The organism is Streptococcus pseudopneumoniae (assembly GCF_001070815.1).
In the GTDB taxonomy this organism is placed as follows: domain Bacteria; phylum Bacillota; class Bacilli; order Lactobacillales; family Streptococcaceae; genus Streptococcus; species Streptococcus pseudopneumoniae_P.
The window spans coordinates 1-22,302 of the sequence record NZ_JVLX01000063.1 but is presented as its reverse complement, the minus strand read 5'-3'; the positions used below and the strand labels follow the sequence as shown (position 1 = coordinate 22,302).

Here is a 22,302-nt window from a genome sequence, read left to right as displayed (position 1 = left end):
CAAACTAGGAAACTAGCCGCAGGTTGCTCAAAACACCGTTTTGAGGTTGTAGATAAAACTGACGAAGTCAGTAACCATATCTACGGCAAGGCGACGTTGACATGGTTTGAATTTGATTTTCGAAGAGTATTAAAAGAAAAAAGACTAGATTTCTCCAGCCTTTCATTTCTAATTAGAATTTTTTACGTTTACGAGCTGCTTCTGATTTACGTTTACGTTTTACAGAAGGTTTTTCATAGAATTCACGTTTGCGTGTTTCTTGAAGAGTACCAGCTTTAGTAACCGCACGTTTGAAACGACGAAGTGCGTCGTCAAGAGATTCATTCTTACGTACTACTGTTTTAGACATTTTTTTCACTCCCTTCAAGTTCAAGATCTATTCTATTTTACACGTAAAAGGAATAATTGTCAAGAAAAAATCCGGTTTAATTTTGATTTTTTCTTCCATTTATACAAGAGTTTAAAGCACTCAGATAGAAGAAACTGAAGGGTTTCGTTTTTTATTTTTCTAACAAGCTAAGCGCTTCAGCATCTGCGATAATAGTCACATCAGGGTGATTTTGGAGGCTACTTGCTGGTAAGTTCTCAGTCACTGGACCAGACACTGTTCCAGCAATAGCTTCTGCTTTTGATTCACCGTAAGCAAAGAGAAGAATAGACTTAGCATCCAAGATATTTTTAATCCCCATTGAAATGGCTTGGGTTGGAACATCTTCAATCTTGTCAAAGAAGCGCGCATTGGCTTCGATAGTAGACTGGTCAAGTTCTACTAGATGTGTTTGACTGTCAAATGGAGTACCAGGCTCATTAAAGCCGATATGTCCATTGCGACCGATTCCCAAGATTTGAAGGTCCACTGGATGGTCAGCCAAAATTTGGTTGTAGCGTTCAACTTCAGCTTCAGCATTGTCCTTAACCCCACGAGGCAAGAAACTTTCTTTAAATGGTTTTTGGTTAAACAAGTTTTCTTGCATGAAGTAACGGTAAGACTGTGGATTGTCTCCATCAAGCCCTACATACTCATCAAGGTTGACACTGGTTAGATTTGAAAAATCAAGGTCACTCTCAACAATTTCCTTGTAAAATTCAAGTGGGCTACTTCCTGTCGCAAGTCCTAGGGTTTGAGCTCCATTGGCCAATTTTTCCTTTAAAATCTCAAAAGCAACTTTTCCACCTTCGATTTGGTTTTCAACTTTAATGACTTTCATCTTTTCATCCTCCATTTTAATCTATATTTATTATATGGTATAGACCAATTTCTGTCAAGTGAAAACGATTTAATTTCTAAAAAAAGAGCGACTATACTTGAAACATGTTATAATGGATAGGATTAGAACTTAGAAAGAATGAACAGATATATGAATACAGCTGATTTTGATTTCCACTTACCCGAGGAATTGATTGCCCAAACGCCTCTTGAAAAACGAGATGCCTCTAAACTCCTCATCGTCAACCGTGAGACGGGAGAAATGCAGGATAAACACTTCCACTCTATTATTGATATGCTGGAACCTGGTGATGCCCTTGTCATGAACGACACCCGCGTTCTACCTGCCCGCCTCTATGGTCAAAAGGAAGAAACAGGAGGCCATGTGGAACTGCTCCTACTCAAAAATACTGCTGGGGATGAGTGGGAAGTTCTGGCTAAACCTGCCAAACGCCTCAAGATTGGTACTCGTGTCAGCTTTGGTGATGGTCGCCTCAGCGCTGTCGTTACGGAAGAACTGACCCACGGGGGCCGCATTGTCCGCTTTGAATACCAAGGAATTTTCCTAGAAGTTTTGGAAAGTCTGGGAGAAATGCCATTACCACCTTATATCCACGAAAAACTGGATGACCGTGAACGTTATCAAACCGTTTACGCCAAGGAAAGTGGCTCTGCTGCAGCACCTACTGCTGGACTGCACTTTACCAAAGAACTGCTGGCAGAAATCCAAGCTAAAGGAGTTCATCTGGTTTATCTGACTCTTCATGTCGGGCTCGGAACCTTTAGACCAGTTTCTGTTGACAATCTGGACGAACATGAAATGCACTCAGAATTCTACCAACTTTCTGAGGAAGCGGCTGCCACTCTTCGCTCTGTTAAGGAAAATGGTGGTCGTGTCATCGCTGTTGGAACCACTTCTATCCGCACCTTGGAGACTATTGGTTCCAAGTTTGATGGGCAAATCCAAGCAGATTCTGGCTGGACCAATATCTTTATCAAGCCTGGTTACGAATGGAAGGTTGTAGATGCCTTTTCAACCAACTTCCACCTGCCAAAATCAACTCTGGTCATGTTGGTTTCTGCTTTTGCAGGCCGTGAATTAGTCTTAGATGCCTACCACCATGCCATTCAAGAACACTACCGCTTCTTTAGTTTTGGCGATGCCATGTTTATCTATTAATTTTCACAATCAAAAAAGCGCATATTATCAAGGTTTTATAAAGCCTGATAATATGCGTTTTGTAATGGATAAAAAATGAGTTAATTTATTCTAAAGGTCGGATCTTTCAAACTCTGAACACTGGCATTGATAACCGCGCCAACAATTAAAATCTTAGCAATGAGAATAAACCAAAACATCATGACCACCACGACGACGGAACTGAAAAAACGCACGTCCACTATGTGATTGACATAATTGTTAACATAGACTGAAAAGATATTGAGCAGTAAGGCCAGGGTCAACAAGACAAAGGCACTCCCTGGCAATACATGTCGAATCCGTCGGACCTTAACATTGGGCAGGAAATAGTAGAGCATGACCAAGATTGCAAAAATCAAGGCATAGACCAAGGGGCCTGTTAGGTCTTGAAGATAATCAAAGAGAGGACTATCCGATTTCAAGTAGCTTTTGATAAGGTTGAGAAGCATGCGGCCAAAGACACTGAGAAAGAGAGCTAAGGCAAAAAGGATTTGCAAGCCAAAACTGACTAGTAAACTCATCAATTGCTGGTAAATTAAACCTCTACTCTTAGCTACTCCGTAAGCTTTATTAAAGGCTTTCTGTAGGAAATTCATGGATTTTGAAAAGGTCCATAGGGCTGACAAAACCGCAAAACTCAATAAGCCCGTTGAAGGTTGGGTCAGCACTTCTGTAATAATCTTTGCCACCACATCATACATGGTATCGGGCAAAAATTCATTGACAACCTTTAAAAAATTAGAAACTGGAATCTGAAAATAAGGGAGGATATTGACCACCACCAAAAGCAGCGGAAAAATCGAAATCAACCAATAGTAGGCTACTGCAACACTGGTCAACTCACTATCTGATGCTTGATAATAATACAAAAAGGCTTTTAATAAAGGCTTGTCTATCAGCTCTTTCCACCACTTTTTCATGTCACACTCCTTCACTTATAATCTTGATTAATTTCTTCTTACCAATTCCACCATATCATAAGGCAGAGTATTGGCAGCTTCCTTCAAGGAATAGTTCTCTAAGTTATTCACATTTTGTCGTAACTTCTTGGCATACTTGGTCGTAATCAATCGTTTCTCTTCATATTCAAAAATCAACTTGCGCTCTAGGTAATAGCCTCTCAACATTTCATCGATATTGTTGGGTTTGACACGATTGATAACCCGTTCGACAAAGGCACCACTGGTGATAATAGCTGTTTCTCGAAGACGAGAATCCTGCATGAAGCTGATCAAAGAACTCTTATAAACCCCTTTTAGGTTTTCCAAACTTTCGATAATCATCTCTGTATTTTCTAGATAGAGCTCTGCTATTTGGTCATAGTCAAGGGCTCTGAGTTTCTGTGATTCTTCATTTTTCCAACTTCGGAAGGTCTTGCCAAGAGTAAAGACTTCGTGGAGGAGAAAACGTAAAATCCGCAAGGAAACAAGGAAATAATAGGTCAATCGTGAAGCAAACTTGCGATTGATACTTTGTTCCATGCTTTTCAAATAACGTTGGTAGACTCGATAAGCACGCTCACTCATCTTTCCTTCTTCGTAGGCTTGTTCTAAACCATCACTTTCAATACTGAGGATAAGAAGCTTCAAGGCCTCCCAGTCTTCTTGAGCCCCCTTATTTTCTTGACTCAGGATCAGATTTTCAATACGTCCATGATAATTGTCAATAGCCGCATAGAGAGGAAGTTTATTTCTGGTGTCTTCCAACTCTTTTTCCAACTCTATCGTTACTTCATTCAAAATGGCGATATGCATGAGATAGTCCTTACTTTCTTCCTGTTCATCAGAAAGATGAGGCAAGACTACGAGACCTGTTAAAAAGCTTACAAGTGTCACACCTGCGACAAGGAAAAGCAAGAGAGGATACTCCTGTTCTAGATTACTTGGTATCAGAAGGATCGTAGCAATCGACACCGTTCCCTTGACACCTGAGAAAGTCAAAAGAAGCATGTCCTTCATATACTTATTTAGCTTTTTCTTGAGACGTCTAGTCCTATAGGCATAATAGCCATAAATCATGACAAAACGAATGGCAAAGAGGACAAAGGTAAGGGCTATAAGAGATACCAATAAAAGTAAGGAATTATAGATTGGATTGGTCAAGATAGGCTCTGCTATCATTTCCAACTCCATCCCTAAAATCACAAAGACAGAACCGTTGAGCATAAAATTCACTGTATGCCAAACCGTCTCGGTTACTGTATCCACTTGGGCTTCGAGGAGCGTAATTTTCTTAAAACGGCTTGCCTTTAAAATCCCAGCAACTACAACGGCAATAATCCCTGAAACATGGACTTCTTCTGCTAGGAAGAAGGTCACCAGAGGCAAACTCAATTCCAGAAGGAGCTCACTAGCAATATCCGTTGCCCTCACACTTAGCAAGAAGCTATGGAGGAAACGATTGGTCATGGCTGTTAAAAAGCCAATCAAAAAACCGCCTAGGATTGAAAAGATGAGCGAACTACTCGCTTGCCCAAGGGAAAGGGCTCCTGTTGTCCAAGCTGTCAAAGCTACCTGAAAGGCCACCAATCCCGAAGCATCATTCAAAAGACCCTCACCCTTGAGGATATTGGACACGCGCTTAGGAAAGCTAAAGCGCTCCGAAAGAGAGGCAAAGGCTACCAAGTCCGTTGGGCCAAGTGCCGCCCCAACAGCCAAGCAAGCTGCCAAGGGAAGACCCAGCCAAAGAAGATGGGCCAAACCACCCAAACTCAGGGTCGAGATGAAAATCACTGGAAATATGAGATAAACAATGATTCGCCAGTGTTTTAAAATAGCTGTAATGTCCGCTTCTTCCGACTCTCGAAAAAGCAAGGGCCCAATAACCAGTGCCAAAAACAACTCTGTATTGAGGTGAAAGTCGGTATTGGGTAAAAAGAGACCAATCACAATTCCCAAAAGAATTTGCACCAAAGGTAGAGGCAAAAAGGGTAGGAGCTTATTGGTTGTACTCGAGACAATCAAGACTAGTAAAAATAGGATGAGGTAAATCAGTAATTCCACGCACGTCCTCCTTAATCTTTTTTACAACAAGATTCAAAAATCTCCTTCTGCTCTTTGATTTTTTGGTCAATCTTGGAACAATCCTTGTGCTCAATTTTTCTCTGGCACCGTTCCATTTCAAGAGCAACTAATTTTTTCTTGATTTTAAGCATTTTTTTGCTCATATGCGCTTGGTCTAACACTCCCACTGCTCGTTCGTGGTGGGTTGATTCAACAAAATTCTGGCGCATGGCATCCAGCTTTTCACGTAGGTATTGTTTATCCATGTCTATATCTCTCTAATTTTTCAATCATTACTAAAAATGGTGGGTTGTTGACTTGGTTTAAAGTTCGGTAAATGGCAACTGTGTACTCTTCTTGGTTCAACTGGCTAACAAAATCTAAGACAGCATCCCTCTCGATGTCGCCTCCTTCATGACCATAGTAGATCATGATAGCAATCCGTCCACCTTTGACAAGCAAATGACACAGTTTTTCTAATGCTTCGATCGTTGTCTGAGGTTGGGTGATGACAGACTTATCAGCTGATGGCAAATAGCCCAGATTAAAAATCCCTGCCTTGGCTTCTGTCACAAACTGATCCAGTGTCTCATGACCTTGCAAGATTAACTGGGCATTTGTCAGGCCAGCCTGATGCAAACGCTCTTGGGTCTTCTCCAAGGCTTGTTCCTGAATATCAAAGGCATAGACCTGCTTGGCTAATTTAGCTAAAAAAAGCGTGTCATGACCATTTCCCATAGTCGCATCCACTACGATATCCTCTTTTGTCACTACCTCAGCTAAAAAATCATGTGCCATCTCAAGTGGTCTTTTCATTTTCAAACTCCTGTTTTACAGCCTTACATCCTTGAACGCTTCCACGACGTCGCATTTCAGTTTCAATAGCATTTAGCACTTCCCATTTATTGAGGCTCCACATAGGACCAATCAGCATATCTCTAGGTGCATCTCCTGTGATTCGATGGATGACAATATGCTTGGGAATGATTTCCAATTGGTCGCAGATAACCTTGACATATTCGTCCTGACTCATCAACTGCAAACGTCCTTCGTGGTAATCTCGTTGCATACGAGTATTTGTCATAAGATGGAGCAAGTGCAGTTTAATCCCTTGAATATCATTGTCCGTAACACAGCGGCGGACATTTTCAATCATCATCTCATGGGTTTCACCAGGAAGTCCGTTGATCAAATGAGAAACAATCTCAATCTTGGGATACTTTCTCAAACGCTTGACCGTTTCCACGTACAACTCATAGGAGTGGGCACGGTTAATCAGGTCAGAGGTTGTTTCATAAGTAGTCTGCAAGCCCAATTCAACCGTCACATGCATGCGCTCCGATAATTCAGCCAAATATTCAATGGTTTCGTCTGGTAAACAGTCTGGGCGCGTTCCAATATTGATTCCTACCACACCTGGCTCGTTGATAGCCTGTTCATATCGCTCCCGAATCACTTCCACCTTTTCATGGGTGTTGGTAAAATTTTGAAAATAAACCAGATATTTCTGAACATCCGGCCACTTACGGTGCATAAAGTCAATTTCCTTATAAAATTGCTCACGGATAGGCGCATCCGGTGCTACGATAGCATCTCCAGAACCTGAAACCGTACAAAAAGTACAGCCTCCATGAGCCACAGTCCCATCACGATTGGGACAGTCAAACCCCGCATCAATAGGGACTTTAAAGGTCTTTTCTCCAAAGAGTTTTCGATAATAATCATTCAAGGTATTATAAGATTTCATAACTTTCATTATAACAAAAAACATCTACAATCTCAAAAGCCTGACTTTCCTATAAATTCCTCTGTTTCTCGTTTCCATTAGCGATTTTTTATGATACAATATGGGTATGATTTTAATGAAATTAGCATCTATTTTATTATTGATACTGACCTTGGTCGTCTGCATTATCATAACCAAACTTTTTAGATTAAAAAAACTAGGACGAAACTTTGCGGATTTGGCTTTTCCAGTCTTGGTATTTGAGTACTACCTAATCACAGCTAAAACCTTTACCCATAATTTTCTCCCTAGACTAGGACTAGCCCTCTCACTCCTAGCCATTATTCTCGTTTTTTTCTTCCTTTTGAAAAAACGTAGCTTTTACTATCCTAAATTCATCAAATTCTTCTGGCGTGCAGGATTCTTATTAACCCTTGTCATGTATATCGAGATGATTGTTGAATTGATGGCTCAGAAATAAAAAACTAAATCGAAAACACCTCAATCAAACTGAAATACAGTGATTGAAGTGTTTTTCTTTATCTATTTTTCAATAATTTCTATTTACTCTCTTTATCAGGAAAGAGATAACCAATACCTACACAAGCTAGTACACCTGCTCCAATTACCAAGCCACTTGAAATTGGCAAAAGGTCCAAAGTCGCATTTGCGATGATAAAGGCAATAATCAAACACATCAGACTAGCCTTGTAGTCTTTTTTCAAAAGATTCTCTAGAGTGAAAAAGAGGAACAAGCCTACCGGAATGAGTGACCAGAGGTTGACATCCAAACTTGGCCATCCAACAGAACCAAAATACACTACTGTCGCTGCTGCTACTAAAAATACAATTCCCAATAATTTTTTCATTTCTTTATCTCCAATTTCTTTTTTAGGAACTTAAGTTAACTGGTATCGATGCCTCACGTACCTTACAAAAATCATTATAGCAGAGCTCAATCTCAAGAACAAGCTCTTTTGTCTATCTGGTCTCTAACTCAGTCTAAGTGGTTGAATAATAGCGATAAAATAAGGAATCAGGTAAAAAACTTCCTTCTAAATAAAAAGGAATTAAGCAACCAAACGCTACTTAATTCCTTAAAATTATCTCATCACCACACTATCTCATCTCAGTACACAAACCATTTTGCTATATCTTTTCTATAGCTTTTGCCCTAATCTTAATCTTTTTTCTTCAATCCAAGAAGTGCTCCTACTATAAACAATATTCCAGCAATGAACGGTGTAAGAACTGCTCTAACTGTTCCGGTTTTTGGCAACTTATCAGAATGGTTAGTATCCGATTTACTATCGATATTGGTATGTTTATTAGCTATAGTCTCTGGTTCATTAAGATAAACTTCCTTCTTATTTTCAAAGTTTTTATCATTTTTATCAGGAACTGTAGCTGTAACATCCTTAGTTGAATCAGATCTTTGACTTTCATCTAATTGACTATAATTTACTTGTACAGGAACTGTAGTTTTGACATCTTTAGTCGAATCAGATTTTTGTGAATGATTTGCTCTTTGTAAGTCCTCTTTTCTATGACTTTGATTTAATTGGCTATGGCTTACCTGTTTGTTATCTTTCTTTTTCGATTCATCAAAAGTAGGTTTATTTTCCTCCTCCTTTTTCTCCTCTATTTTCTTGAATAGAGGTTTTATAAGGGTATCTTTTGACACATTAATAACATAACCTGCATCTTTTTTCCCTTCGACACCAGAAATTTCCCAGCCATCAAATTGATAGCCTTTTTCTAATTCACCCTTATAGACAGGTAAAATGAAATCTTCTTCCGACACTATCGTTGAACTCATTTCTTTTCCATTTTGAATGGTCACAGTTACCATCTGAGGTTTTAGTTCGCTCACCTCTCCCGTATCTTTGTTTAAAATGAATTCTTTTACAGTTGTATTTCTTGCAAAATCTTTTACAAGAATCTTAATGTTTAGTGTCTTATCTGTTAGTTGTTTAATATCATCAAATGATTTGTATTCTTTTCCATTTACATAAATATGTTTGTCTTGAATCTCACCATCGAATCCATTATTTCTTTTATCATTGATGTTAAAGACTACAGATTTTCCATCAGCATATTCAATACTAGTATTTCCCTTAGGATCAATGTTTACTTCTGGTTTAACATTATCATATAAAAATTGATAGTGTACTCCAACCGCTTTCGCATTCAAATCGCTATAGCCAGTTTGAAGATAAACATTTCCATCCATATCTGTTACCTTATCTGGGAATCCGTTTGCTTTATAGTCTTTCATTCCCCAGTCCATGATGTCACCGTCTTTAACATTAAGCTTAATGTTAAAATCTCTAGTGTTATCAATGTGTAAATCTCCGTAGATTAAATAATTATCTACAACCGATTCATTAACTCTCAACTCCCAGTTAAAACCACCCTTATCAGAAATCTTACCTCTTAAATAAAATTCTGGATTTCGTACATAAATTTTATTAGATTTAGATGGATTAAAGTAGTTCTTGTCCATTGAAAGGTTTACTGGTTTTGCATCAATAAATAACGTAGAACCATCTTCTTTTATAGCTTCTACATTGGATTTATCCTCTCCTATGTACTCTTTACCATCCTTACCAAATAATACAAGTTTAGAAGGATCTGTTACAAGATTTCCATCTTTATCGATTGCCTCCCCTTTATCATTCATTTTAAAGGTAAACACTTGATATCTTACAATGTTAAAGCCGTCCAAAGCCGACATTAATACAGCTTGAGTACTTCTTCCATCTTCAACATTTCTACTATCAGTATAAATTATTTTTTCTGAAAGGACTCTTAGATTAGGATTGGTCTTTTGTATTTTTGCTATATCTTCCTTGCTATAGACTCCATTTCCTTCTAACATATCCGTTTTTCCAGGATTATAGGTAGTCACTTTTAGTGCATAGCCTTTTCTTAGAATGATGTTGTCTTTTAACAGATATTGTTGTTTTTCTGAATCAGAATAGATTTTACCAGATTCCATTTCCGTTAAATTGTTTGGTTTGTTTTTTGAAAGATCTCCTTCTCCTAATTCTATTACATTCCCATAACTTGATGCATACGGATATTCTGCTTTAGTTTCCTTATTTTTATCAGGCATTCTAATCTTCGTTTCAGCTTTTATCTGATCATCATCTTTAACAAAGAATCTCATATCTCCTGCAAAAGCTAATCCATCCACAATATCATTAATATTAGCGTATAAATCAAATGTCATCGTTTTTGAGTGGGAATCATACTTAGTCGTTTTGATTTCTATAGATTTATAGTTATTGCCATAATATACCTTGGCATTTTTAGAAACATTACTGATTTTTCCAAGAATTTCAAAGTGTCCATCTTTAGACGGGCTTAGAACACCATAAATTTTTGATTTGATTTCGTCAAGTTTTTCAGTTTCATATTCTAAGGCGCTACCATCGTCATAAGAAATGATATTTCCCTTATCATCGTATTTATAATCGTATTCTTCTGTCCTCTTACCAGTTTCACTTGTAAAGTCATCAACTTCTCTAAATTTCTTTTTAATGAGTTTCTTTAAGTCTTTGCTTTCAAAATCTCTAATTGTTGAAATAGTTTTATGAATAGTCAAGCTAGATTTTTCTTCGATAGACTCTTCATTGTCTTGATGATTTTCTTCCTCAGTTGTATCTTTTTTAAGACTATCCTCTTTTCTATTTTCTAAATTTTTAAATTTAGATTCGGCAATCTCTCCAAGCTTTTGGTATTTAGATGAATCTTGGTCAGGATCTACTAGATAATAGGAAATCATCCCCTTTTCATCAGCATGATCAGCAAATTTAATTCTATGAATCTTTGTGAAATTGCTAGAACCATCTAATGCAATGACTTCAATGATTTTTCCTCTTAAATCTCCTGCACCATTAATTTCATAAATAGTATTTCCGTCTTTGTCAAGTTTCCTATTTCTTCCTTGACCCTCACCTGCGTAAGTTACTTCAAGATTTTTCTCAACCTCTCCATCTTCATTAACAAGAGCGGCGCCAGCATACCAAACTTCGTTTGCAATCTCGTCAAATTTTTCAGGATGTTCTTTTTGATCTCTAGCAAATAAAGTTTCATTCTTATACTGATCTTTTACCTTATGATAAGTATCCTTTGTAATCAACTTAATTTTTTCAGGATTTGAAAAATCAACCGAAACAATCTTAGGGGCTGTGTTATCAATTTTTACAGGAATATAGGAAACCTGCCATGGATAATCTTTAGTTAATCTATATTTAAATTTATAGAAATATTGACCTTCCGCAATCGGTTCAAATTGACCTCTTATCTTAGTAGCAGGATCTTGGTTATCCTTACTTTCTGGTGCATTTTCTTCTCGACCTCTAGGGTTATAGATGAGTCCATCCCACTTCAAGTCACCCCAAACTTTTAGTTTAGAAGATTTGATTCCCTTTGCATCATTTCTCTTAGAGTTTAAAATTCCTTTAATAAAGTGTTCTCTCGAAATGACTTTTAAGTCTATTTGATTTTCTCCCTCTTTATTTGTATTTACTATTGAAATCATTCCTTCTTCTGCACTTCTTAATACAAGTGGAGAAGGTGTTAATCCTCTCTCAAGTTGAGCATCTTGAGGATTTCCATTTGAATCTAAAGGATAAATTTTAGCAATGTTAGAACCACTTGATGATGGTGCGTTGATCCCTTCGTTATTGAAAGCAAATAATTCTGGATTTTGATCTAGAGATGTTGTATTTTTATCTTTTCTATTTTGTATAACTCCTGCTGGGTTAAATTTATCTATACCATGTTCTCCACCAATTCCCTTATTTAAGGTTCCTGGAATTTTTGGTTTACCATCATCATCATAACCTTCCATTGTTTTTGATTTTGATCCTTCTTCCCAGGCCCATTTATCAAGGATTGGTTCTTTATTCCAATCCCCAGCAAATCCCATTAGAGGCATCGATAAAGAAGGTTGGAAATTTGTTTTCTTCCCGTTGGAGTTTAGAGCTTCCATTTCTTCCACTGACTCAAAATGAATAAATGATTCTACAAATTTATTTTTATTTTTAGCCTCTCCAACGTTTATAACCGCATTTAAATCAAAGCTAGAGTTTGGGCTTATAGTGAAAGTGTCATGCTCAAATGTGATATTTGCTCCTTTGATTTTTTCTGGGTGAATTTCTGGAACAATTTGCTTCCCATCTGGGGATTTTTCGTCTTTATATGTTTCATCCAGTTTTAGTCTATCAGTTAGAGAATCTGTAGTTATAGCTGATGCTGAAACTTTAAAGGTCAAAGGTCTGTTTGATGTATTGTGAAGCTTAATTGTAAAGTATTTTTTATCTCCTTTTATTTCTTTAAGAGAAATAGAACCATAAGAGTTTACCAAACCTTTAGAATCCTTGTTTTTGAAAGTCGCTACGACTTCATTTCTCAAAGCATTGGCCACATTAATTAGACCTGCTCCCTGCTGTCTAGGTGATGCAAAGTATTGGCTTTTTTCTTTCCAAGAAGTCGCATCCATCATAGGTCTTGCAGTATTTTGTAGGGCTATTTTTGTAAGACTCGTAAGGTCTATTTTGTCATCTCCCTCAAGATTTTTCAATACAGGTCTTTCAAGCATTTCCTTTAACTTTGGTCTGATCAAAACAGTAGAAGCTGCCACGATTGGAGTTGCCATACTAGTTCCTGACATATAGCCATAAGTTGATTTCCCATTAATGACATTGAGAGTGGATTTAATATTTTTACCTGGCGCTGAGACATCAGGCTTTAAAAGCAAATCTGTTCTCGGTCCCCAAGATGTAGATCCTGCTGGAACTATGACATCTTCTTTATACAATTCTTTGTCTGTGTCAGGTGCAAACTTAAAGTCAATCTCTTTTTCGTCACCTACATTCGGTTTATTAGAATTATAGCTTGCCATATCGATTGGATAGTATTGCTCCAATTTATCTTTGAAATCTTCCTTATTATTTCTTTTAACTTCAGTTTTTTTATCAGGACTAATCATGTTCCATAGCTTTACACCATCATCTCCTGAAATTGAAAATACTTGACTAGTAGTTCCTTCATCCTCCTCATATCCCATAGCTGGAAGCTCTGTCCAATTATCTCTATTGTAGTAATTGACAGTATTTACAACCATAATGCCACGTGCGCCCTTATCCGTAGCTCTTTTAAAAGCATCTTTTAAATCCTTGGTATAAATTCTATCCATTACTGCAATTTTGCCCTTAAGATCCAATCCTATCAAATCTTGATCTTGACCTTTGCCTATATATACAAATTTCAATTTATCAGGAGCTTTTGAACCATCTTCATTTGTTGTGATTTTATTCTTATCGAAAAAGGCCCCTATATTTCTGTATTTAAAATTTTCTCCACCTATGTTAACTTTATCAAACTCAACTGTTTGATTTTTAGCAGATGCGACTGCTATCGCATCTTCATGTGCTGCAGTTCGCGTTACATTTCCAGTGTCGGTCATTTTCAGATTATTATTTGCCACTAAATCCCATGAAGAACTTGAAGCAGAAGTCGCATAGTTACCCGTAGCTACAACCATTGGAATGCCTGCTTTTCTTAACGCTCTAATAGCTTCCCAATATTTCTCACCTACAAGACCTGTTCCTGTAAAGCCAGATGATACCGAAACAACATCGACCTTGTGTTTGATCGAATCTTCAATCGCATGAAACATTGTTTCATCCCCTGCGAAGCCAGATCCTGCGTCAGAGTACATTTTATAAGAGAAGATCTGTGCATTAGGAGCAATTCCATCTATTCCGTTAAAGTTTTTAATATCTTTTTCAGTATCATTTCCTGCAAGAATCCCTGCAATATGCATCCCATGTGGATCAAAATAATCGCTTCCATCATCAGCTTTTTCTACAGTAATTTTACCACCATTATAATAATTGAAAGCATGAGGAATTTTATCACTCAACCAATAATTTTTATCAGTGCCTTTTAAGTCTTCTTTTTTAAATCTCATTGAGTCTTTGGCATCATCATCGATTCTCATAGCCTTATGCCTATAATCTGTCCCGGTATCGATATTTGAAATGACCATACCCCGGCCATCAAAATTTTTCCCAAATGGAGCATTGATAGATTTTAAGTAATCAATTGCCTCTTCAACTCCAATTTCCTTTCTAGCATGGTTCATCATTGGCTGGACTTTTTGTGATCGTTCAACCGATGAGATACCTTCTATTAGTTTAATTTTGTCCAGATTATCTGGAGTTGTTTCTATTGCAACACCATTAAAAACCGTATCATAAGTATATAAAACTTTTGTATCCTTAAGATTGGATAATTCCTTGATTGCTTTTTCTCCAGATTCCTTATCTTTAAATTCAGCAATATAGACAAGTTTATCCTCTTTTTGGGGATTTTCTGGGTCTTTACTTGCAGACGAGTCCGCTTTATCTTCTTTGGATTGATTGGAATCTTCTTTGATTTTTTCTTCTTCATTGCTAGTTTTGTTATCTATCACAGATTCTTTACTAACAACTTCTTTTTCCTCAATAACTGTTGTTTTCTTCTCTTCAGTATCCTTTGAAGTTTCTATAGCATTATGAACATCTTCAAGTTTTTCTTTGTTTTCTTGTTGTTTATCTACTACTTTTTCTTTATCAGAGATATTTAAAGTATCTTCAGAGCTAGATGTATCTGCTAAAACTACCTCATTAGGGACATATGCTGCTAAAATAACTGCAGCTGTGGTTAATGACAATACTGTACTTTTTTTCATTTTAATTCCTTACATATTTATTTAACTTCCAATAGATAAAAAACTTTAACTTTGCTAGCCTTTGTTATAAAAAGTTTTACTAAGTATTATCTAGGAAATAGAGTAGTACATTTATATATAATTGTTAGCTCTCTGAAAAATAGTATATCAATTAAAAAATTTTAAGTCAAGAAAAATTAATACGGATTAATTTATTTTTTAACATATGTTAAAAATTGAGTCAAAAAGTTTCGTAGTTAACTGGGATACATGATAAACACATTCACACCACCAAAAATAGTAGTAATCAAGTTGAAGCAGTAGCAACATCACAAAGTCAAACATCATTGATGAAATATCAGCGCTATTAAACAATATAAATAACCGCTAAAAATAAGACTTAACGGTTATCTTCTACATATCTATTTTTTCAAATCCTCAGTCGTTTATCTACCTATAACCTAGGCTTTGCGAGTGCCTTGTTATGCCAACTGATACTCAATGAAAATCAAAAAGCAAACTAGGAAACTAGCCGCAGGTTGCTCAAAACACTGTTTTGAGGTTATAGATAAGACTGACGAAGTCAGCTCAAAACGCTGTTTTGAGGTTGCAGATAGAACTGACGAAGTCAGTTACATATATATACGGCAAGGCTACGTTGACGTGGTTTGAAGAGATTTTCGAAGAGTATGAGCTAAATCGGCGATTACATTTACGGTATAGCACTCTGAGAATAGATGTCAAGGAATTTTCATCTCTATTAAAAAAAGCCTGTCCCAAGACAAGGCTTTGATAACATCGATGCTAAGAACCCGCACTTTCGTAGGAATCCAAGCCCCTGTCCCAGAGTTTAAGGGAAATACCAAAAAAGATAAGGGAAATCAACATCAAACCTCCGATGTTAAAGAGAACATCCTTGTCCTGCAAGAAATAGCTGGCAGGATAGTAGGCCGTAAAGGCGAAAGGCACGATAAAACTAATCAACCAACGAAGAAATGAATTGTAAATGGAAATCGGGTACTTAGCAAAATCATTAAACATATAGAAAATATAAATCATGGCTCCTGACTGCTTGGTCCAAAAAGCGATACTGGCTGTCGCGATTTTCAAAGAAGTATAAATCAAGGTCGCAAATGGTATGCAGACTAGAAAAAGCAGGAATTTAGGAAGAGTCCAAGCAATGCTGGTCACTGTTGTTCCCAGTAGAATGCCACCGACCAAGAGTTCACCCAAGGCATCAATCTGAAAGGTCTCAACTAGAATATGAAAGAGAGGATTGATAGGACGTGTCAGATACTTGTCAAACTCCCCTTTTCGGACTAAACGTTGACCTAATGCCCATAGATTGTCAAAAAAGAGATGGTCCAAGCCCTTGGGAATCAAGGAAAATCCATAAATAAAAGCAATTTCTTGAAAAGTCCAGCCTTCTAGGGATGGAATGTGTTGAAAGATGACATTGAGAAATAAGAGGTTCAAGCCTTGAGTCAGAAAGACTCCTAAGACACCAACCACAAAATCGACCTTGTACTCCATGATTTGCTTGATGTATTGTCTGATAAAAATCAGATGCATACGTTGATATTTTTTCATACTAACCTCCTTGAATGGTGATGAATGACTGGACTCGTTTCCAAATCAACTGAGACAAGCCCAACATCACTAAGAGCCAGAAAAACTGCAAAAGGAGTGCCTGAAGAATCTGACTGGCATCGTACTTCCCAACAATAATCATGACCGGAGTGTAAATCAAGGATGAAAAAGGCAAGAATGACAAGATATCTGAAACAAGCTTTGGAAAGAAAGCCAAGGGAATCAAGCTTCCTGACATAAAGGCCACCAAGGAAGTCTTGAGTAGATTGGAACCCCATAGATTTTTAAACACAAAGGCTGAAAATCCAAAGCAGATATTAAAGAAAAAGTTAATCAGATAGGCAAGCGTTAAGCTAAAAAGATAAAGGACAGTTAATCCCAGCACTTCTACAATCCCTTGCCCAGATAAGATTTTCATCAAAACAATGACACTTAAAAATGGAAGTCCGACACTGATAAAAATCAACCACTTGGAGCCAAGCTCTGTAAAAAGGTAAGATGCCGCAAAATGCACTGGTCGCAACAAGCGCATGATGATGGAACCATCCTTGACCTCCTCCCCAATCATAAAGGAGCTATCCGACCTGGTCAAAAGATTGGTCACAAAACTCATGATGATGTATAGGGTAATATCTGCCATACTAAAGCCCTGAATCAAGGACTCTTGTGAGGAATCAAAGACAGCCTTCCAGAGATAAAAGGCCACAAAAGCTCCCATGACATCGCCAATCCGATAGAGAATAAAGTTGACTCGATAGGTAATCAACTCCTGAATCCCTGCATTAATAAAGGGTTTATAACGTCTCCACAATTTGACCATCTTAGAGCTCCTTTCTGTAGAAGCGGCGGATAATATCCTCGATATCTGTATCCACCATTTTCAAATCGCGGATTTCAAAATCAGACAGGGTTTGCTTGATAATGTCAGCTGACTGGTAGCGTGAACTATCGAATTCAATGTTGAGACTATTCCCCTGTCTATCAATGCTCATATCCGAAAAGCCTTCATAGTGAGAAACGAGATGACTTTGACCTGGTAGTAGTTCAAAGGAAAGAGTCTTCATCTTGCCAAAAGTTTCCTTGAGTTGGCTAACCGTTCCATCAAAAATCTCCTGCCCCTTATCAATCATAAAAATCCGATCACAAAGTTGCTCAATGTCGCTCAGGTCGTGAGTGGTCAAGAGAATGGTTGTTTTTTCCTCTTGATTGATCTGAGTAATAGCTCGACGAATATTATCCTTGACCGAAACGTCCAAACCAATGGTCGGCTCATCTAAAAAGAGTACCTTGGGATTGTGAAGCAAGGAAGCTGCAATATCCGCCCGCATCCGTTGTCCCAGCGAAAGAGTTCTCACGGGATCCTTGATAAATTCCTTCAAATCCAAGACTTCATTCAAAAAATCCATGCGCTTATGGAAGAGCGAATCTGGCACATCGTAAATCTCTTTCAAGACCGTGTAGGTCTCTTGTAGCGCCAAATCCCACCATAGCTGGGTACGTTGCCCAAAGACCACTCCAATATCCTTGACATAGTCTTGACGATCGTCCTGGGGAATCTTGCCATTAATCCGACAAAAACCAGATGTCGGTTTCAAAATCCCAGTCAGCATTTTAATGGTTGTCGACTTCCCTGCACCATTTGCCCCAATGAAGCCTAAAATCTGCCCCTTGGGAACCTCAAAAGTCAAATCCTTGACCGCTTCAAAGGTCTGCTTTTCAGGATGAATAAAGGAGCGAAACGCCCCCTTCAATCCCGGTTCCTTAACAGTCTTCACAAAATTTTTCTGAAGATGTTCCACTTCTATCATTGCCATAAATCTCTCCCTAGCGCAAGGAATAGCAACATTGTATTTTTGACTACAAATATTCTAAAGCCTTACTTTCTACACCTTTTATTATTACAGAATGCTTTATACCAACCTATTATAGTCCAATAAAAACTAGAATGCAAGCGTTTGCCTAAAGTTTATGAAATTGAAAATTTTTCTCTTAAAATGGTATTTTTAGATCAAAATTCTAGCTTAATAGTCTCCTTAAAATACACAAAAAACCCACCCAATGGGCAGGTTTCATCTATATTGTTAAGCTAGATTATGCTTTACCTTCTGAACCGAATACGTCGATACGTTCTTCAACTGATGCTTGGATAGCTTTTACACCGTCAGCCAAGAATTTACGTGGGTCGAAGAGTTTTTTCTTGTCATATTCTGCTTCGTTTGCTTCGTAGTCACGAGCAAATTTACGAGTTGCGTTAGCGAATGCGATTTGGCATTCAGTGTTAACATTAACTTTCGCAACACCAAGTTTGATAGCTGCTTGGATTTGCTCATCAGGAATACCTGATCCACCGTGCAATACGATTGGGAATCCTGGTACAGCTTCAGTCAATTTTTGCAAGTGGTCAAGGTGAAGACCTTTCCAGTTTGCTGGGTAAGGACCGTGGATGTTACCGATACCAGCTGCCAAGAAGTCGATACCAGTTTCAACCATTGCTTTAGCGTCTTCGATTGGAGCCAATTCACCATCACCGATGATTCCGTCTTCTTCACCACCGATAGTACCAACTTCAGCTTCTACTGATACACCATTTGCATGTGCAAATTCTACAACTTTACGAGCTTTTTCAAGGTTTTCTTCAACTGGAAGGTGTGAACCGTCAAACATAACTGAAGTATAACCAACTCGAATACACTCAAGTGCATCTTCGTAGTGACCGTGGTCAAGGTGGATAGCTACTGGTACAGTGATACCCATTGATTCAACAAGGTTAGCGATCAAGTTGCGAGCAACTTTGTAACCACCCATGTATTTAGCAGCACCCATTGAAGTTTGGATCAAAACTGGAGCTTTTTTAGCTTCTGCTGCACGCAAGATAGCTTGAGTCCACTCAAGGTTGTTTGTGTTAAATCCACCAACTGCATAACCATTGTCACGAGCTGCTTGGACAAATTTTTCTGCTGAAACGATTGCCATTTTATCAGGCCTCCTGTATATTTTTATGGGTCATCCCATTTACATTGTTCATTTTATCACTTTTTGACAAAAAAATCTAGTTTTTCCCGTAGTTTCCATTGAATTTCTTCTAGCTTCATCTATGTAAACCCTTTCTCTTCCTAGTCTTGAGCGACTTTTGGAAAAGCTATAAAGAAGGTTAAACGATTCTCCTGCATTTCAAAACGATAGGGTAATTTTTCATGTTCTAATAGACTCTTGACCACAAAGAGCCCCATCCCAGACCCTTTGGCCTTGCGACTAGCATTATCAGAAAAAGATTGAGCTAGTTTTTCTTGTTCTTCTGGACTACAGCTATTTTCTATAAAAAGTTCCCTTTCTCTTTCTCCAATGCGAACTAAGCCACCTGGAACAGAGTGCTTGATAGCATTGCTGATGAGGTTAGATAAAATCAATTTCATCACCGATGGATTTAGATAGGCCTGCTGATGGGTCAAACTATTGTCTATCTGGAGTTCTCTTTCCTTAGCTAGCAAGACATAATCCTTAACCAGACTTTGTGTCATCTGAAGTAGGTCAATTTGTTCCCTATCATCTCGTAATTCCTGGACCGAAGAAAGAGAAAGTATCTGGAGAACGTGATGATTGAGCTCATCCACAATCCCCAAGGCAACTCCCAGATAGTGATCTCTATCCTTATAACGACCAATATTTTCCTTCATATTTTCAATCAAGATTTTGAGACTAGCAAGCGGTGTTTTCAATTCATGAGAAGCCCCTCGTAGGAATTCGACCTTCATCTTTTCGAGCTGGAGAATAGCTTCATTCTTGTCATGCAAGTCCGCAATGACAGTCAAGAGGTGCTGATAGAGGCTATTGATTTGTTCCTTGAGATCACCAATCTCATCCTTAGAATCCACGCGCAATCGCACATGGGCATCCAGTTCCATCATCCGACGGGTTACTCGCTTGATTTCCAAAATCGGTGCAACAATGGTCCGAGCATAGATGTAGGCAACCAAAAGGGAAATCAGAAAGGATGCCAGCAAGGTGTAGGGGAGAAATTGGAGACTGATTTGCTCCGCTTCCTTTTGCAAATCCATGGAAGCTAGAAACTGGAGAGTCATGATGCCACCGTCTTGCGTTGTCACCTCCCGCTCCTCGATAAAGAGAGAGGTTGTCTGGCGGTCTGTATCCAGAGGAAAACTGTCCTTGACTTCTAACTTATCCTCAGTCATCTCTCCCTTAACGGCCCCCTTGATATCACTAGTCTGGGAATACAGCTCTAACACTTGCTCGATACTCTGCCTGTCTTTCCCTTCTAAGGACTGGGCAATGGCTGTCGCTTTCTGGCCGATGGTTTCCTGACGATGACTCAGATAAGTCGAAGGAAAAAGAAAATAAATGGCTAAATGAAGGCAAATAACCAGAACACTAAAAATCGAGAAGGTATAGATAAATATCTTTGTAAATAAACCTGTTCGTTTCATTTTTGCTCCAATTTATAACCAACATTGCGCACAGTGAGGATGCAGTCCAGGTCTAGCTTTTTCCGCAATTCCTTGATATAAACATCAATGACTCGGTCAAAGGGAACCTCATCTGTCGCTTTCCAGACGGCATCGATTATCTGAGATCGGGTCAAGGCCCGTCCTTCATTCTTCACCAGATAGTCCAGAATTTCCAACTCTTTGGCATTGATGGCTACTTCCTCACCTGCTAGGCTAGCACTGTAGCTCTCAAAGTCCACTTGGGTATCCTTATAAGAGAAAATTCGTCCCGTATCGTAGTAGCGTTTGAAAATCGCGTCTACCCTCACTTTTAAGAGGGAGAGGGAGAAAGGTTTTTCCAGATAGCCATCTGCTAGCGAAGCAAAAGCACTCATCTTGTATTCTTCATCCTGAAAAGCGGTCAGCATCAAGACAGGGACCTGGCTGGTTTTGCGAATCTCAGCTAGGACTTCTAGTCCATTGAGCTTGGGCATCTGGATATCCAGTAAAACTAGAGCCACCTCATAGCTGGAAAATTTTTCTAAGGCTTCCTCCCCGTCTGCCGCCTCAATAGTTTCGTAACCGCAATCCGTCAAATAGTCACTGACCCCCTCACGGATCATCTCTTCATCTTCTACAATTAAAATTTTCATACTTTAACTGCTCTCTTTTTTTATTTTTCTTAGAATAAATACCTACTCTATTTATTATAATCTCTTATTTGCCTTTTGTCTTTAAGAAACTTGCTACTAGATAAAACAAAGAGAGCCTATTGCTCTCTCTGCTCACATTTCACTCCCTATGGAATGAACATTATTTAGTTGCTTTTGAAAATGTTACAACGTAGTTATAATCTTTCCCATTAGCTTGATATACATAGTCCTCTTTGAAAGTGTAGCCGCGTTTGCTCAACTCTTCTTTCTTAGCTTCAACTTGGCTCTTGACAGCTTCTTTCACCTGTTCATTTGATAAACCTTCCGCAATTTCAAGAGAAGTTCCATTGATATCTCCTAGGAAACCTGCAATATCTTTCATTTGATCAAAGTTATAAAAAACATTGACTTTGACCTTATGAGGAGATGGCTGTTCTAGACTTCTACGATTTCTACTAGCGCGTGGTTGAACTGCTGGAGCCATTCTGAAACCTGAAGTTCCTGTAGTCTCCTTAGTGAATGTGACAACGTAGTTATAATCTTTTCCATTATTTTTATAGAGATAGTCTTCTTTAACGATATAACCACGTTTACGTAATTCCTCTTTCTTAGCATCAACTTGGCTCTTGACTGCTGCTTTCACCTGTTCATTTGATAAACCTTCCGCGATTTCAAGAGAAGTTCCATTGATATCTCCTAGGAAACCTGCAATATCTTTCATTTTATCAAAGTTATAAAATACATTTACTTTGACC

The 22,302-nt window shown here is 38.2% G+C and carries 17 protein-coding genes and 1 pseudogene; 2 read left to right on the top strand and 16 right to left on the bottom strand.

The window, feature by feature from the left end; genetic code table 11:
- Nucleotides 1-172 precede the first annotated feature (172 nt).
- Nucleotides 173-349 (bottom strand): 30S ribosomal protein S21, encoded by a 177-nt coding sequence (gene rpsU, locus ADG81_RS07880; RefSeq protein ID WP_000048054.1) that lies wholly within the window; start codon nucleotides 347-349, stop codon nucleotides 173-175.
- Between the two features lie 151 nt (nucleotides 350-500).
- The gene (locus ADG81_RS07875; protein ID WP_000864591.1) at nucleotides 501-1,208 is read right to left on the bottom strand and encodes a glucosamine-6-phosphate deaminase; all 708 of its coding nucleotides are present in this window, start codon (nucleotides 1,206-1,208) and stop codon (nucleotides 501-503) included.
- Nucleotides 1,209-1,358: 150 nt separating this feature from the next.
- On the opposite strand from ADG81_RS07875, the gene queA reads away from it, so the two are divergent.
- Entirely contained in the window at nucleotides 1,359-2,387 is a 1,029-nt protein-coding gene (queA, locus tag ADG81_RS07870; protein ID WP_004255765.1) for a tRNA preQ1(34) S-adenosylmethionine ribosyltransferase-isomerase QueA, read from the top strand.
- An 80-nt stretch (nucleotides 2,388-2,467) separates the two neighbouring features.
- On the opposite strand, the gene ADG81_RS07865 is transcribed toward queA, so the two are convergent.
- Genes ADG81_RS07865 through ADG81_RS07845 form a run of 5 tightly spaced genes read right to left on the bottom strand, consistent with a single transcriptional unit; the run spans nucleotide 2,468 to nucleotide 7,166 of the window.
- The gene (locus ADG81_RS07865) at nucleotides 2,468-3,328 is read right to left on the bottom strand and encodes a YihY/virulence factor BrkB family protein (RefSeq protein ID WP_049551399.1); all 861 of its coding nucleotides are present in this window, start codon (nucleotides 3,326-3,328) and stop codon (nucleotides 2,468-2,470) included.
- Between the two features lie 27 nt (nucleotides 3,329-3,355).
- Nucleotides 3,356-5,410, bottom strand: coding sequence for a cation:proton antiporter (locus tag ADG81_RS07860; RefSeq protein ID WP_049551398.1), 2,055 nt, complete (start codon nucleotides 5,408-5,410; stop codon nucleotides 3,356-3,358).
- An 11-nt stretch (nucleotides 5,411-5,421) separates the two neighbouring features.
- On the bottom strand, nucleotides 5,422-5,676 hold the full coding sequence (locus ADG81_RS07855) for a hypothetical protein (protein WP_000361085.1): 255 nt from the start codon (nucleotides 5,674-5,676) through the stop codon (nucleotides 5,422-5,424).
- The gene (locus ADG81_RS07850; RefSeq protein ID WP_049551397.1) at nucleotides 5,669-6,226 is read right to left on the bottom strand and encodes a tRNA (mnm(5)s(2)U34)-methyltransferase; all 558 of its coding nucleotides are present in this window, start codon (nucleotides 6,224-6,226) and stop codon (nucleotides 5,669-5,671) included. The genes ADG81_RS07855 and ADG81_RS07850 overlap by 8 nt, the downstream gene beginning before the upstream one ends.
- Nucleotides 6,210-7,166, bottom strand: a complete 957-nt coding sequence (locus ADG81_RS07845; RefSeq protein ID WP_025169866.1) for a TIGR01212 family radical SAM protein — start codon at nucleotides 7,164-7,166, stop codon at nucleotides 6,210-6,212. Before ADG81_RS07845 ends, ADG81_RS07850 begins: the two co-directional genes overlap by 17 nt.
- 91 nt (nucleotides 7,167-7,257) lie before the next feature.
- On the opposite strand from ADG81_RS07845, the gene ADG81_RS07840 reads away from it, so the two are divergent.
- Entirely contained in the window at nucleotides 7,258-7,617 is a 360-nt protein-coding gene (locus ADG81_RS07840; protein WP_004242853.1) for a DUF3397 family protein, read from the top strand.
- A 79-nt stretch (nucleotides 7,618-7,696) separates the two neighbouring features.
- On the opposite strand, the gene ADG81_RS07835 is transcribed toward ADG81_RS07840, so the two are convergent.
- From ADG81_RS07835 to ADG81_RS10090, 9 genes and pseudogenes are all read right to left on the bottom strand, one after another.
- Complete coding sequence (locus tag ADG81_RS07835) at nucleotides 7,697-8,005, bottom strand: hypothetical protein (protein ID WP_049551396.1); 309 nt, start codon at nucleotides 8,003-8,005, stop codon at nucleotides 7,697-7,699.
- Between the two features lie 311 nt (nucleotides 8,006-8,316).
- Complete coding sequence (locus ADG81_RS07830; protein WP_049551395.1) at nucleotides 8,317-14,883, bottom strand: S8 family serine peptidase; 6,567 nt, start codon at nucleotides 14,881-14,883, stop codon at nucleotides 8,317-8,319.
- 783 nt (nucleotides 14,884-15,666) lie between these two features.
- Nucleotides 15,667-16,452 (bottom strand): ABC transporter permease, encoded by a 786-nt coding sequence (locus ADG81_RS07825; RefSeq protein ID WP_049551394.1) that lies wholly within the window; start codon nucleotides 16,450-16,452, stop codon nucleotides 15,667-15,669.
- A 1-nt stretch (nucleotide 16,453) separates the two neighbouring features.
- Nucleotides 16,454-17,272 carry an ABC transporter permease gene (locus tag ADG81_RS07820; protein ID WP_049551393.1) on the bottom strand — a complete coding sequence of 273 codons (819 nt, stop codon included), beginning with the start codon at nucleotides 17,270-17,272 and terminating at the stop codon, nucleotides 16,454-16,456.
- 1 nt (nucleotide 17,273) lies between these two features.
- Nucleotides 17,274-18,266 carry an ABC transporter ATP-binding protein gene (locus ADG81_RS07815; RefSeq protein ID WP_049551392.1) on the bottom strand — a complete coding sequence of 331 codons (993 nt, stop codon included), beginning with the start codon at nucleotides 18,264-18,266 and terminating at the stop codon, nucleotides 17,274-17,276.
- 277 nt (nucleotides 18,267-18,543) lie between these two features.
- Nucleotides 18,544-19,425 (bottom strand): class II fructose-bisphosphate aldolase, encoded by an 882-nt coding sequence (locus ADG81_RS07810; protein ID WP_023946263.1) that lies wholly within the window; start codon nucleotides 19,423-19,425, stop codon nucleotides 18,544-18,546.
- A 140-nt stretch (nucleotides 19,426-19,565) separates the two neighbouring features.
- On the bottom strand, nucleotides 19,566-20,894 hold the full coding sequence (gene vncS / locus ADG81_RS07805; RefSeq protein WP_049551391.1) for a sensor histidine kinase VncS: 1,329 nt from the start codon (nucleotides 20,892-20,894) through the stop codon (nucleotides 19,566-19,568).
- Complete coding sequence (vncR, locus tag ADG81_RS07800) at nucleotides 20,891-21,547, bottom strand: response regulator transcription factor VncR (protein ID WP_049551390.1); 657 nt, start codon at nucleotides 21,545-21,547, stop codon at nucleotides 20,891-20,893. Before vncR ends, vncS begins: the two co-directional genes overlap by 4 nt.
- 160 nt (nucleotides 21,548-21,707) lie before the next feature.
- Nucleotides 21,708-22,302, bottom strand: a pseudogene (locus ADG81_RS10090) (hypothetical protein); the annotation flags it as partial.